This window comes from Solibacillus sp. FSL H8-0523 (assembly GCF_038051985.1).
In the GTDB taxonomy this organism is placed as follows: domain Bacteria; phylum Bacillota; class Bacilli; order Bacillales_A; family Planococcaceae; genus Solibacillus.
In genome coordinates, this window is record NZ_CP150291.1 from 107,718 (window position 1) to 121,263 (window position 13,546).

Below are 13,546 nucleotides of genomic sequence, written 5' to 3' on the forward strand. Positions count from 1 at the left end.
AGTTTTGAAAGAATAAAATTTATTAAAAACACTTGACTTTTAAGGATAGTGTAGTATAATAAATATTGTCTTTTACAATAAAATAGTCTAGTGATGATGGCAAAGAGGTCACACCCGTTCCCATACCGAACACGGAAGTTAAGCTCTTTAGCGCCGATGGTAGTTGGGGGTTTCCCCCTGTGAGAGTAGGACGTCGCTAGGCTGTATTACCCAGGAGGATTAGCTCAGCTGGGAGAGCACCTGCCTTACAAGCAGGGGGTCGGCGGTTCGAGCCCGTCATCCTCCACCATTTCTAAAATGCCGGTGTAGCTCAGTTGGTAGAGCAACTGACTTGTAATCAGTAGGTCGAGGGTTCGACTCCTTTCGCCGGCACCATTTTAGAGAGCCATTAGCTCAGTTGGTAGAGCATCTGACTTTTAATCAGAGGGTCGAAGGTTCGAGTCCTTCATGGCTCACCAGTTTTATATTTGTCTGCTGCGGGTGTGGCGGAATTGGCAGACGCACTAGACTTAGGATCTAGCGCCGCAAGGCGTGGGGGTTCGACTCCCTTCACCCGCACCATTTTAATTTCATATACTGTCAGATAAAAATAGCTTATGCATTTTGCGGAAGTAGTTCAGTGGTAGAACACCACCTTGCCAAGGTGGGGGTCGCGAGTTCGAACCTCGTCTTCCGCTCCAAAAAATGCCGGGGTGGCGGAACTGGCAGACGCACAGGACTTAAAATCCTGCGGTGAGTGATCACCGTGCCGGTTCGATTCCGGCCCTCGGCACCATTTTTAAATAAATAATTGCGCTCGTAGCTCAATTGGATAGAGCATCTGACTACGAATCAGAAGGTTGTAGGTTCAAGTCCTGTCGAGCGCACCAATTTTCCGGAATGTAGCTCAGCTTGGTAGAGCACTTGGTTTGGGACCAAGGGGTCGTAGGTTCGAATCCTGTCATTCCGACCATTTTATGGGGCCTTAGCTCAGCTGGGAGAGCGCCTGCCTTGCACGCAGGAGGTCAGCGGTTCGATCCCGCTAGGCTCCACCATGAACCTTGAAAACTGAACAAGCAACGTTAATGAAAAACAAGTTTCTTAAATGAAACAAACAATAGATTTCAACTTTAATTAGTTGGATCGCTAGCAAAGCAAATGAGCTTTCAAACTAACTATTATGGAGAGTTTGATCCTGGCTCAGGACGAACGCTGGCGGCGTGCCTAATACATGCAAGTCGAGCGAATGATTAGAGAAGCTTGCTTCTCTCTGATTTAGCGGCGGACGGGTGAGTAACACGTGGGTAACCTACCCTATAGACTGGGATAACTTCGGGAAACCGGAGCTAATACCGGATAATACTTCGAAACACATGTTTTGAAGTTGAAAGATGGTTTCGGCTATCACTATAGGATGGACCCGCGGCGCATTAGCTAGTTGGTGAGGTAACGGCTCACCAAGGCAACGATGCGTAGCCGACCTGAGAGGGTGATCGGCCACACTGGGACTGAGACACGGCCCAGACTCCTACGGGAGGCAGCAGTAGGGAATCTTCCACAATGGACGAAAGTCTGATGGAGCAACGCCGCGTGAGTGAAGAAGGATTTCGGTTCGTAAAACTCTGTTGCAAGGGAAGAACAAGTAGCGTAGTAACTGGCGCTACCTTGACGGTACCTTGTTAGAAAGCCACGGCTAACTACGTGCCAGCAGCCGCGGTAATACGTAGGTGGCAAGCGTTGTCCGGAATTATTGGGCGTAAAGCGCGCGCAGGTGGTTCCTTAAGTCTGATGTGAAAGCCCCCGGCTCAACCGGGGAGGGTCATTGGAAACTGGGGAACTTGAGTGCAGAAGAGGATAGTGGAATTCCAAGTGTAGCGGTGAAATGCGTAGAGATTTGGAGGAACACCAGTGGCGAAGGCGACTATCTGGTCTGTAACTGACACTGAGGCGCGAAAGCGTGGGGAGCAAACAGGATTAGATACCCTGGTAGTCCACGCCGTAAACGATGAGTGCTAAGTGTTGGGGGGTTTCCGCCCCTCAGTGCTGCAGCTAACGCATTAAGCACTCCGCCTGGGGAGTACGGTCGCAAGACTGAAACTCAAAGGAATTGACGGGGGCCCGCACAAGCGGTGGAGCATGTGGTTTAATTCGAAGCAACGCGAAGAACCTTACCAGGTCTTGACATCCCATTGACCACTGTAGAGATACAGTTTTCCCTTCGGGGACAACGGTGACAGGTGGTGCATGGTTGTCGTCAGCTCGTGTCGTGAGATGTTGGGTTAAGTCCCGCAACGAGCGCAACCCTTGTTCTTAGTTGCCATCATTTAGTTGGGCACTCTAAGGAGACTGCCGGTGATAAACCGGAGGAAGGTGGGGATGACGTCAAATCATCATGCCCCTTATGACCTGGGCTACACACGTGCTACAATGGACGATACAAACGGTTGCCAACCCGCGAGGGGGAGCTAATCCGATAAAATCGTTCTCAGTTCGGATTGTAGGCTGCAACTCGCCTACATGAAGCCGGAATCGCTAGTAATCGTGGATCAGCATGCCACGGTGAATACGTTCCCGGGCCTTGTACACACCGCCCGTCACACCACGAGAGTTTGTAACACCCGAAGTCGGTGAGGTAACCTTTATGGAGCCAGCCGCCGAAGGTGGGATAGATGATTGGGGTGAAGTCGTAACAAGGTAGCCGTATCGGAAGGTGCGGCTGGATCACCTCCTTTCTAAGGATTATTTCGGAAATCTTCTCTTGGAGAAGATACTCATTAACGTTTGCTGTTCAGTTTTGAAGGTTTATGAATGAATTTTATATACTTCTAAGAGGGCCTATAGCTCAGCTGGTTAGAGCGCACGCCTGATAAGCGTGAGGTCGATGGTTCGAGTCCATTTAGGCCCACCATATAAATTCTTTATATACCTCTTATACCCATAATATTGGGGCCTTAGCTCAGCTGGGAGAGCGCCTGCCTTGCACGCAGGAGGTCAGCGGTTCGATCCCGCTAGGCTCCACCAATTTTTTTGTTCTTTGAAAACTGGATAAAACGACATTGATAAGTAATAAACAAACAATAGATCAAGAAATTGGTCGTGCAATATCCTTAAAATCTTAAATCTTTTGATTTAAGTTTAACTTTTGGTTAAGTTAATAAGGGCGCACGGTGGATGCCTTGGCACTAGGAGTCGATGAAGGACGGCACTAACACCGATATGCCTCGGGGAGCTGTAAGTAAGCTTTGATCCGGGGATTTCCGAATGGGGGAACCCACTATCTTTAATCGGATAGTACACTCACGTGAATTCATAGCGTGTTTGAGACAGACGCAGGGAACTGAAACATCTAAGTACCTGCAGGAACAGAAAGAAAATTCGATTCCCTGAGTAGCGGCGAGCGAAACGGGAAGAGCCCAAACCAAAGAGCTTGCTCTTTGGGGTTGTAGGACACTCAATACGGAGTTACAAAAGAATGATTTAGGCGAAGCGACTTGGAAAGGTCCGCAAAATAAGGTAAAAGCCCTGTAGCCCAAAAGTTATTCCCTCCTGAGTGGATCCTGAGTACGGCGGAACACGTGAAATTCCGTCGGAATCCGGGAGGACCATCTCCCAAGGCTAAATACTACCTAGTGACCGATAGTGAACCAGTACCGTGAGGGAAAGGTGAAAAGCACCCCGGAAGGGGAGTGAAATAGATCCTGAAACCGTGTGCCTACAAGTAGTTAGAGCCCGTTAATGGGTGATAGCGTGCCTTTTGTAGAATGAACCGGCGAGTTACGATTACGTGCGAGGTTAAGTTGAGAAGACGGAGCCGCAGCGAAAGCGAGTCTGAATAGGGCGAATTAGTACGTGGTCGTAGACCCGAAACCAGGTGATCTACCCATGTCCAGGGTGAAGGTGAGGTAACACTTACTGGAGGCCCGAACCCACGCACGTTGAAAAGTGCGGGGATGAGGTGTGGGTAGCGGAGAAATTCCAATCGAACCTGGAGATAGCTGGTTCTCTCCGAAATAGCTTTAGGGCTAGCCTCGTGATTGAGAATACTGGAGGTAGAGCACTGTTTGGACTAGGGGGGCATCTCGCTTTACCGAATTCAGACAAACTCCGAATGCCAGATATTTATACACGGGAGTCAGACTGCGAGTGATAAGATCCGTAGTCAAGAGGGAAACAGCCCAGACCACCAGCTAAGGTCCCAAAGTAATCGTTAAGTGGAAAAGGATGTGGCGTTGCTTAGACAACCAGGATGTTGGCTTAGAAGCAGCCATCATTTAAAGAGTGCGTAATAGCTCACTGGTCGAGTGACGCTGCGCCGAAAATGTATCGGGGCTAAACGATTCACCGAAGCTGTGGATGCATCCAATAGGATGCGTGGTAGGAGAGCGTTCTAAGGGCGTTGAAGTCAGACCGGAAGGACTGGTGGAGCGCTTAGAAGTGAGAATGCCGGTATGAGTAGCGAAAGACGGGTGAGAATCCCGTCCACCGTATGACTAAGGTTTCCTGAGGAAGGCTCGTCCGCTCAGGGTTAGTCGGGACCTAAGCCGAGGCCGATAGGCGTAGGCGATGGACAACAGGTTGATATTCCTGTACCACCTCCTCACCGTTTGAGAAATGGGGGGACGCAGTAGGATAGGGTAAGCACGCCGTTGGTTGCGCGTGTTCAAGCAGTAAGGTGTGTATGTAGGCAAATCCGCATACTTTAACATTGAGCTGTGATGACGAGTCCGTATGGACGAAGTTCCTGATTTCACACTGCCAAGAAAAGCCTCTATCGAGGTGAGAGGTGCCCGTACCGCAAACCGACACAGGTAGTCGAGGAGAGAATCCTAAGGTGTGCGAGAGAACTCTCGTTAAGGAACTCGGCAAAATGACCCCGTAACTTCGGGAGAAGGGGTGCTCTGTTAGCGTGCAAGCGTGAGAGAGCCGCAGTGAATAGGCCCAGGCGACTGTTTAGCAAAAACACAGGTCTCTGCAAAACCGTAAGGTGACGTATAGGGGCTGACGCCTGCCCGGTGCTGGAAGGTTAAGAGGAGTGGTTAGCGCAAGCGAAGCTGCGAATTGAAGCCCCAGTAAACGGCGGCCGTAACTATAACGGTCCTAAGGTAGCGAAATTCCTTGTCGGGTAAGTTCCGACCCGCACGAAAGGCGTAACGATCTGGGCACTGTCTCAACGAGAGACTCGGTGAAATTATAGTACCTGTGAAGATGCAGGTTACCCGCGACAGGACGGAAAGACCCCGTGGAGCTTTACTGTAGCCTGATATTGAATTTTGGTACAACTTGTACAGGATAGGTAGGAGCCAGAGATCCCGGAGCGCCAGCTTCGGAGGAGGCGTCAGTGGGATACTACCCTGGTTGTATTGAACTTCTAACCCATGCCCCTTAGCGGGGTAGGAGACAGTGTCAGGCGGACAGTTTGACTGGGGCGGTCGCCTCCTAAAGAGTAACGGAGGCGCCCAAAGGTTCCCTCAGAATGGTTGGAAATCATTCGTAGAGTGTAAAGGCATAAGGGAGCTTGACTGCGAGACCTACAAGTCGAGCAGGGTCGAAAGACGGGCTTAGTGATCCGGTGGTTCCGCATGGAAGGGCCATCGCTCAACGGATAAAAGCTACCCCGGGGATAACAGGCTTATCTCCCCCAAGAGTCCACATCGACGGGGAGGTTTGGCACCTCGATGTCGGCTCATCGCATCCTGGGGCTGTAGTCGGTCCCAAGGGTTGGGCTGTTCGCCCATTAAAGCGGTACGCGAGCTGGGTTCAGAACGTCGTGAGACAGTTCGGTCCCTATCCGTCGTGGGCGTAGGAAATTTGAGAGGAGCTGTCCTTAGTACGAGAGGACCGGGATGGACACACCGCTGGTGTACCAGTTGTTCTGCCAAGAGCATCGCTGGGTAGCTATGTGTGGACGGGATAAGTGCTGAAAGCATCTAAGCATGAAGCCCCCCTCAAGATGAGATTTCCCATTACGCAAGTAAGTAAGACCCCTGAAAGACGATCAGGTAGATAGGTTCGAGGTGGAAGCGCAGTGATGTGTGGAGCTGACGAATACTAATCGGTCGAGGACTTAACCACAATTTATGAACATCAATGAAACGTTTATCCAGTTTTGAAAGAATAATTCTTTCAAATAATCTAGTGATGATGGCAAAGAGGTCACACCTGTTCCCATACCGAACACAGAAGTTAAGCTCTTTAGCGCCGATGGTAGTTGGGGGTTTCCCCCTGTGAGAGTAGGACGTCGCTAGGTAATCGTAAAACCACTGAGAAATCAGTGGTTTTTTTGTGTTTTCAATAATGCATAATCAATTACGCCTCGATGTAATTGCGTCCAGATTTTTCTCAAGTGTACTCGAAAAACTTCTGTACCTCTATTAAGATGGGGTGCTAGATTAAGTTAAAATTCTAAAACTGTACGTAATTGATTAATATAAGATTGGCTCACAGGTAGTTCATTTCCATCCTTTAATTGAATGATAAAGTTTGATGCGACATCACGTGTGATTTTTTTAATGAAAAATATGTTAATAATATAAGAACGATGAATGCGAATAAATGTACCTGGAAGCCTTGTTTGTAATTCCTTTAACGTAACTGTCGTTTTGTATTGCTGTTTATTTGAATAGAACCAAGTACGTTTTTGTAGGCTTTCGATGTAGGAAATTTGTTCGATTGGAACAGGAATCCAGTCTTCGTCTTGTTTGCCAGTTAAAAATTGATACAGATCTGGCCCTTCTACTTTGAATAGAGGAGGTAAGACAACGACTAAGGCACCGAATTCATTATTAATTGTAATGGGGTATCCTATAGCGTAGTAGGGTGTTTCAAATAGCGTGTTGTCCATAACCGCATCAATTTTTTTCTTTTCGTGTAATACTTTATAAGCAATGCTGTCTTCAGGGACACGTGAACCCATTGTTAATGAAAAGTTATGATGGCCTGAACGGAAGTAAATGTACGTATCATTTACTGCAATTGCTATCGAGGCATCACTCGGAATCCAATCTTCTAAAATAACTTTATATTGTTCCAATACATTTTTCCCCACGTCTATATTCTTTAAATTCAAATGTACTCCACCCCTTCTGTATTATACAAATTTTGTAATTCATCCTTCCTATTTAGTATTTCGTCATCCAATACAGTTATTTTATCAGAAAATAATGAAAAATTAATTATTCTGTTATATATTATGTTACATGAAGAACACCTGTTATGGAACAGTAAGTTTATTGTTTTTTTAACAGAATTTTTATACACAATGGGGAAGGTGGAAATGATTATGACAACTCGTCAAGAAAGAATTGAAGCTTTACAAAAATCATGGGCAGAAAACAAACGCTGGGAGGGTATTGAGCGTGGTTATACAGCTGAAGAGGTTGTAAAGCTACAAGGTTCAGTAATCCAAGAGCAAACATTAGCTAAAAAGGGTGCAGCTCGTTTATGGAACTCTTTACACGAAGAGCCGTTTATCAATGCGTTAGGTGCTTTAACTGGTAATCAAGCGGTACAACAAGTAAAAGCGGGTTTACAAGCAATCTACTTATCGGGGTGGCAAGTAGCGGCTGATGCAAACCTTTCTGGTCAAATGTATCCAGACCAATCATTATATCCAGCAAACTCTGTACCAGCAGTAGTGAAACGTATTAACCAAGCACTACAACGCGCTGATCAAATCGATCATGCAGAAGGCCGTGAAGATGGCTTCGACTGGTTCGCGCCAATCGTAGCAGATGCGGAAGCAGGTTTTGGTGGTCCGTTAAACGTGTTCGAACTAGTAAAAGGTATGATCGAATCAGGCGCTTCAGGCGTTCACTTAGAAGACCAATTAGCTTCTGAGAAAAAATGCGGACACTTAGGTGGTAAAGTATTACTTCCTACACAAAATGCGGTACGTAACTTGATTGCAGCTCGACTTGCGGCTGACGTAATGGACGTTGATACGATCTTAATCGCTCGTACCGATGCAGATGCAGCAGATATGGTGACGAGTGATATTGACCCGCGTGATGCTGATTTCATTACGGGTGAGCGTACGCCAGAAGGTTTCTACCGTACGAAACCAGGTATTAAGCAAGCAATTGCTCGTGGTTTAGCATATGCACCGTATGCAGATTTAATTTGGTGTGAGACATCTCACCCATCATTAGAGGAAGCACGTGAATTCGCAGCAGCAATTCATGCGGAGTTCCCAGGTAAAATGTTAGCGTACAACTGCTCGCCTTCATTCAACTGGAAAGCAAAATTATCAGATGAAGAAATCGCTGAGTACCAACGTGAATTAGGAAAACTTGGTTACAAGTTCCAATTCATTACACTTGCTGGTTTCCACAGCTTAAACTTTGGTATGTTCGAGCTTGCTCATGATTACAAAGATAATGGTATGGCTGCATACTCAAAATTACAACAAGCTGAGTTTGCTGCAGAATCAAAAGGTTACACAGCAACTCGTCACCAACGTGAAGTTGGTACTGGTTACTTTGATGAAGTATCACAAACAATTTCGGGTGGTACATCGTCTACAACTGCTATGTCTGGATCTACTGAGACAGAGCAATTTGTTTAAGATTGATTTGCATAAACGGGGTATTTAAATAACAAAAATATTAATGGGCGAACACTTATTTTTAAAACACTGTTGGGGAACGGTCGTTTAGTAGAACTTTGTTATGCCGAAGCAAAGTCCAAATGAAAATTCGATAAGTAGCGCATTAACATTTTTCCACTCATGGATACACACTTTGAACATCTCTCTACTATAAATCGCTAAACCGAATTGGAAAGCGGGTTAGCTTGGGATTTGCCTCCCATTAGATAAATGTAAAACTTAGGGGTATTAAATAAATTGAAGAGAATGTCTTTCTAGTTAGGATGGGGCTAGAAGGGCATTTTCTTATTCTCAAAAGGGGATCATCGCATGAAAAATCAGGAGCTATTACTTGTACCAGGGCCAACACCGGTTGTTGATGAAATTTATGATGCGTTAGCAAGTGAAACAAGAGGACATACGGATCCACGCTTTGTTGAAGTATTTAAACGAGCAATTGGAAATACGAAAAAGCTTTTCCGTACAGATGGCGAAGTGTATATTGTGGCGGGTTCAGGAACACTCGCAATGGAAATGGCCATTGTCAACACCGTGGCACGTGGTGAGCGTCTACTTGTTATTAGTCATGGCTACTTCGGGGACCGTTTCACACCGCTTGCTAAAGCATTTGGCATTGAAGTCGATGTGCTTCAGTCTGAATGGGGCAAACGTGTGGATCCGGCTTTAGTCGAGCAAAAAGTAAAAGAAAAAGCGTATAAAGCGGTGACGATTACGCACGCGGATACGTCTACAGGAGTGGCTTCAGATTTAGACACGCTTATTCCGATTATTAAAGCGAGTGGTGCGCTTGCCATTGTGGATGGCGTTGTTGCTACTGCCGCAATGGATGAGGATATGAGTAAAGCTTATGGTGGACATGAAGCCTATAAAATTGATGTTGTATTAACTGGCTCACAAAAAGCAATTGGGATTCCACCTGGATTAGCACTTGTGGCATTTAGTAAAACGGCTCTTGCAGCACGTGCGGCGATGGAAACGATCCCAGCTTATTATGCGGATATTGACAACTGGCGTCCGATTATGGGCAACCCGGCTATGTATTTTGCAACACCGCCAGTGAACTTAATTTACGCATTAGATGTCGCCTTACAAATCGTTCTTGAAGAAGGTATGAAGGCTCGTGAGGCGCGTCATGTGGCGTTTGGTAAGGCGGTGCGTGCGGCACTTGGCGTTTATGGTATGACCGCACTTGCAAATGAAGACGTGGCTGCACCGACATTAAGCTGTATGTTGTATCCAGAAGGTGTGGAGGATGCAACATTCCGTGTGAGCTTAGCAAGTCGTGGAGTCATTGTTGCAGGGGCACTCGCGCATTTAGCAGGCAAGGCGTTTCGTATCGGACATATGGGGAATACAACAGCAGCGATGCTTGAAGAAGGAATTATTGCGATTGGTGAAGCGTTACAAGAACAAGGATTAGATGTAAATACTGAGCAGTCTGTACGCGTGTTTTCTGAAACAATGGAAGCGGTACAAGCATAAATAAGAGGAGGTACCCTAATTTGGGCGCCTCCTCTTTATGTTATAAATCCTGTTCAATTGCTTGCTTGAGCCACCTTGTTGCTTCGGTATAGTCCTGTGCAACGCCAAGGCCCTTCTTATAAAACATCCCTAGTTGGAATTGTGCTTTAATATGACCACGCTGAGCGGCGACGCGATACCATTTTGCTGCTTCTTGGTAGTCTTGTGCGGCGCCTTCTCCATTGGCATACATTTGCCCTAACTGAAACTGAGCTTTGATATGATTACCTTTTGCTGCATGTGTAATCCATTTGATGGCTTCGCTAGCATCTTGCTTTGTACCAAGGCCCTTATCGAAAATATTGCCTAAATGATATTGTGCGTCAATATGATTTTGCTCGGCAGCTAAACGGTAGCAGCGGCGGGCTTCGTCGTAATTAATTGGTGTGCCACGGCCTTTTTCATAAAGAAGTCCGAGCTGGAATTCAGCTTCTGCAAGATTTTGGTTGGTTGCTGATTGAAACCATTTAAACGCTTCTATATAGTTTGGCAGTGTTTGCTCGTCACCTAACGCTAAAAAGCCGAGCTGTAGCTGTGCTTGTGCGTGGTTTTGAATAGCAGCACGTTTGAGCCATTTCAGACCTGTTTCGTGGTGACCTGTTTCTAAATAGAGCATCGCCAAATCATAGTTGGCACTCACATGCTCGCTAGCTGCGGCTTTTATTAGCCATTCAATCGCCTGGGTGTTTGAAAGCTTTGTATGATGCTGTTTATAAAGCAATCCGAGTGTGTACTGGGCATTTGTGTGCCCGTGATTGGCGGCGAGTGTGAGCCATTTGATTGCTTCTTCCTCACTTTTTAAAACGCCTTGCCCCGATTGATAAAGGAGCGCCAATTGGAACTGTGCACTTGTATGATTTTGCATCGCTGCGGCTGAATACCAACATGCTGCATCCCCGTAAGATTTTGCAACGCCAAGGCCTTTTGCATACAAATAGCCGAGATTATATTGAGCGCTCGCATCCCCAGCGTTGGCGGCTAGTAAAAATAATTCAGCTGATTTTGCATCGTTTTTTTCGACACCCTGTCCATTATGATATAAAAAGCCGAGGTTGTTCATGGCACTTGTGTTGCCTTGTGTAATCGCTTGTTCATACCATTTGGCGGCCTGTTGAAAGTTTTGCGCGACGCCTTTACCTTGGTTATATAACGAACCAAGATTATATTGCGCATCTGAGTTGCCGGCATTTGCCGCGAGCTTGTACAGTTCAGCCGCTTTTTGCTCGTCTTGCGCAACCCCGTTACCGAGCTGATAGAGGACGCCAAGTGCATATTGTGCGTTTGGGTCGTTTTGCTCGGCTGCTAAGGTGTACCATTTGGCCGCTTCTTTGTAATTGCGTTTGACGCCTTTCCCGTGGTTATATAAAAAGCCGAGATTGTACTGAGCGCTAATATTTCCTTCTTCGGCCGCGATTAAAAACCATTTTGCGGCATCCTCGTAATCATGAGGTGCAACGTCATCTAGTTCAAATGAGGTTGGTGTTGGTTGTACGCCTTGGACATCAAAAAGTGCCGCTGGGTTTAATTTTTCTCCTTTTGATAGGTTATGGATATACCAATCGGTTACATCGATTATGTAGTCGAGCACCATTTTGGCAACCTTTGTATCGATTAAGTCATTGGCATTCATCGAAGTCATTTTTTGAATTAAATTCATTAATAAATACATACGACGTGGGTTGATTTTTTCTGTGAAATTTTTGTTATTCAGGAGTGTACGTACTTCGCTTTTTGTACCGTCCTTTTTCATGGCCTTTGCATAGAGATCACGTACAATAATGCTAAGAGCGATACGTGCTTTTTTTAATGAAAGGCTTGGGTTTGAAATGGTATAACGTGCGGCACCTTGAAGGGCTTCAGTTAATGGACGATGTGTTTCTGGGATTGTGTTGCACAATGATGTTAAAACGTCGCGATTGACCATATCAATTTCACTCCTTCCAAATTTTCTTAAGTATTCTTTTTATCGGAATTATTTGGGGAATGTAGAGTTTTTCTAAGAAGGAACCGGCTGGCCTTTTTTTGGCGAGATAAGAAAGGATAAAATTTTAGCGTTATAACAGTGTCTAGGTTAAAGCGCTTGCCCCTCGGAGCTGAAAGGGCGCTTTAGCACTTTTCTTAAGTTGTACATTGTAATTTGTCTGAATAATCGATAAAATTTAGTAAATATTGTTAGTAAAGGAGTATGCAAAATGGAACGAGCGATTGTGTTAATACCGGCTTTGAATCCTTTACCAGCGATTGTCCACTTTGTAGAAAAATTAAACACATTAGCGATTGAGAAGATTATTGTCATTAATGATGGCAGTGAAAAAAAATATGATGCGATTTTTGAACAGTTACTTGCCGAGGGATGTGTGGTGCTGACACATGAAAAAAATTGTGGTAAAGGCCGAGCGTTAAAAACGGGTATGGACTACATAATAAAGTCTGCACTGAGGTGTAAGGGTGTGCTAACAGTAGGGGCGCATGGTCAGCATTCGGTGCTCGATATTGAACAGGTGTTGGCAAGTACAAAAATTTTTTCGGACGGAATCGTGCTTGGGATTCGGGACTTTAAAGGATCGGATTATCCACTGATTACCCAGTTACAAAATCGTGCGAGCTCGATACTATTTGAGCTGTTTTTTCAAAAGCGGCTGCTTGATACACAGACAGGGCTACGTTATATCCCGATAGAATTTTTACCGTGGCTGTTAAAGGTGAAAGGGGAGTCGTTTCGCTATGATACAAATATGCTTGTTGAAGCGATTAAGCGGAAAATTTCACTTTATGAAGTCCCCATTGGGCATGCGAAGCTCCGAAAAAACTCGATTATTTATTATGATGAAATCACAAATCACAAGCAGGTATTACATCAAATTTGGGTGAATTATTTTAATAAAGACAAAAAGCAAGATGAAACTTTTTCAAAGCGTAAACGTAAATAATAGGGGATTTTAAATTTGAAATTTCGCGTCCCGCTAACGCGGGATAAAGTATTTTCCAAACAATTGGGTACAATAATAGAAAATGCTTGAAGGAGGAATAACCATGGAAGAAAATTTTGATTACGAGAAAATGACTGCTGGTTCAGAAGAGCAGTATTCCGATAAAAAATTTAAAAATAAATTTATGAATGTAGGAGGCGGTCTAGGGAAAAAGGCGATGGAGGCTGCAGCAACACTTTATGTAGCACTGCGTAGTCCGGACATGCCTAAATCCAATAAATTAATTGTGTTAGCAGCACTAGGCTATTTTATTATGCCGTTAGATGTAATTGCTGACTTTTTGCCACTTGCCGGTTTGACGGATGATGCCTTTGTGATTTTAACGGCTTTAGGGAAAGTGTATTTGTCGATTACCGATGAGATGAAGTTAGAGGCAAAAGAGCTTATTGAGAAGAAGTTTAATAAAGAATAATGAATAGGGCTTGCTCGCATTTACCGCGAACAAGCCTTA

General features: G+C 45.3%; 6 protein-coding genes, 11 tRNA genes and 4 rRNA genes. 19 read left to right on the forward strand and 2 right to left on the reverse strand.

What is annotated here, in order from left to right; all coding sequences use genetic code 11:
- Positions 1-86 precede the first annotated feature (86 nt).
- The 15 genes from rrf (NSQ62_RS00500) to rrf (NSQ62_RS00570) all read left to right on the forward strand — a co-directional run bounded on the left by rrf (NSQ62_RS00500) (position 87) and on the right by rrf (NSQ62_RS00570) (position 6,226).
- Positions 87-202, forward strand: a 5S ribosomal RNA gene (gene rrf / locus NSQ62_RS00500).
- Positions 203-213: 11 nt separating this feature from the next.
- Positions 214-289: transfer RNA gene (locus NSQ62_RS00505), tRNA-Val, on the forward strand.
- 10 nt (positions 290-299) lie between these two features.
- Positions 300-375 (forward strand) — tRNA-Thr (locus NSQ62_RS00510).
- Positions 376-382: 7 nt separating this feature from the next.
- Positions 383-458 (forward strand) — tRNA-Lys (locus NSQ62_RS00515).
- Positions 459-476: 18 nt separating this feature from the next.
- Positions 477-561 (forward strand) — tRNA-Leu (locus tag NSQ62_RS00520).
- Between the two features lie 44 nt (positions 562-605).
- Positions 606-680, forward strand: a tRNA-Gly gene (locus tag NSQ62_RS00525).
- 6 nt (positions 681-686) lie between these two features.
- Positions 687-775 (forward strand) — tRNA-Leu (locus NSQ62_RS00530).
- Positions 776-792: 17 nt separating this feature from the next.
- Positions 793-869: transfer RNA gene (locus NSQ62_RS00535), tRNA-Arg, on the forward strand.
- Between the two features lie 6 nt (positions 870-875).
- Positions 876-952, forward strand: a tRNA-Pro gene (locus NSQ62_RS00540).
- A 6-nt stretch (positions 953-958) separates the two neighbouring features.
- Positions 959-1,034, forward strand: a tRNA-Ala gene (locus tag NSQ62_RS00545).
- 122 nt (positions 1,035-1,156) lie between these two features.
- Positions 1,157-2,711, forward strand: a 16S ribosomal RNA gene (locus tag NSQ62_RS00550).
- 99 nt (positions 2,712-2,810) lie between these two features.
- Positions 2,811-2,887 (forward strand) — tRNA-Ile (locus tag NSQ62_RS00555).
- A 37-nt stretch (positions 2,888-2,924) separates the two neighbouring features.
- Positions 2,925-3,000 (forward strand) — tRNA-Ala (locus NSQ62_RS00560).
- Between the two features lie 123 nt (positions 3,001-3,123).
- Positions 3,124-6,051, forward strand: a 23S ribosomal RNA gene (locus NSQ62_RS00565).
- Positions 6,052-6,110: 59 nt separating this feature from the next.
- Positions 6,111-6,226 (forward strand): 5S ribosomal RNA (rrf, locus tag NSQ62_RS00570).
- Together the 16S, 23S and 5S rRNA genes with 11 tRNA genes alongside form the textbook arrangement of a ribosomal RNA operon.
- Before the next feature lie 147 nt (positions 6,227-6,373).
- Here rrf (NSQ62_RS00570) and NSQ62_RS00575 read toward each other — a convergent pair.
- On the reverse strand, positions 6,374-7,009 hold the full coding sequence (locus NSQ62_RS00575) for a LytTR family DNA-binding domain-containing protein (protein ID WP_341322011.1): 636 nt from the start codon (positions 7,007-7,009) through the stop codon (positions 6,374-6,376).
- A gap of 249 nt (positions 7,010-7,258) precedes the next feature.
- Between NSQ62_RS00575 and aceA the strand changes: the two genes are divergently transcribed.
- Positions 7,259-8,542 carry an isocitrate lyase gene (gene aceA / locus NSQ62_RS00580; protein WP_341322012.1) on the forward strand — a complete coding sequence of 428 codons (1,284 nt, stop codon included), beginning with the start codon at positions 7,259-7,261 and terminating at the stop codon, positions 8,540-8,542.
- 351 nt (positions 8,543-8,893) lie between these two features.
- Positions 8,894-10,066 (forward strand): alanine--glyoxylate aminotransferase family protein, encoded by a 1,173-nt coding sequence (locus tag NSQ62_RS00585; protein WP_341322013.1) that lies wholly within the window; start codon positions 8,894-8,896, stop codon positions 10,064-10,066.
- 40 nt (positions 10,067-10,106) lie between these two features.
- On the opposite strand, the gene NSQ62_RS00590 is transcribed toward NSQ62_RS00585, so the two are convergent.
- A complete protein-coding gene (locus tag NSQ62_RS00590) occupies positions 10,107-12,029 on the reverse strand; it encodes a tetratricopeptide repeat protein (protein ID WP_341322014.1) in 1,923 nt (640 codons plus the stop codon).
- A 268-nt stretch (positions 12,030-12,297) separates the two neighbouring features.
- Here NSQ62_RS00590 and NSQ62_RS00595 point away from each other — a divergent pair, with 268 nt between their 5' ends.
- Positions 12,298-13,035 carry a glycosyltransferase family 2 protein gene (locus NSQ62_RS00595; RefSeq protein WP_341322015.1) on the forward strand — a complete coding sequence of 246 codons (738 nt, stop codon included), beginning with the start codon at positions 12,298-12,300 and terminating at the stop codon, positions 13,033-13,035.
- A gap of 103 nt (positions 13,036-13,138) precedes the next feature.
- Positions 13,139-13,507, forward strand: coding sequence for a YkvA family protein (locus NSQ62_RS00600; protein ID WP_341322016.1), 369 nt, complete (start codon positions 13,139-13,141; stop codon positions 13,505-13,507).
- The last annotated feature ends 39 nt before the right edge of the window (positions 13,508-13,546 follow it).

Excerpts from the sequence above, each read along its gene's own strand:
- NSQ62_RS00585 (WP_341322013.1), top strand. The coding sequence starts at position 8,894 with ATGAAAAATCAGGAGCTATTACTTGTACCAGGGCCAACACCGGTTGTT.
- NSQ62_RS00590 (WP_341322014.1), bottom strand. The coding sequence starts at position 12,029 with ATGGTCAATCGCGACGTTTTAACATCATTGTGCAACACAATCCCAGAA.
- aceA (WP_341322012.1), top strand. The coding sequence starts at position 7,259 with ATGACAACTCGTCAAGAAAGAATTGAAGCTTTACAAAAATCATGGGCA.
- NSQ62_RS00595 (WP_341322015.1), top strand. The coding sequence starts at position 12,298 with ATGGAACGAGCGATTGTGTTAATACCGGCTTTGAATCCTTTACCAGCG.
- NSQ62_RS00600 (WP_341322016.1), top strand. The coding sequence starts at position 13,139 with ATGGAAGAAAATTTTGATTACGAGAAAATGACTGCTGGTTCAGAAGAG.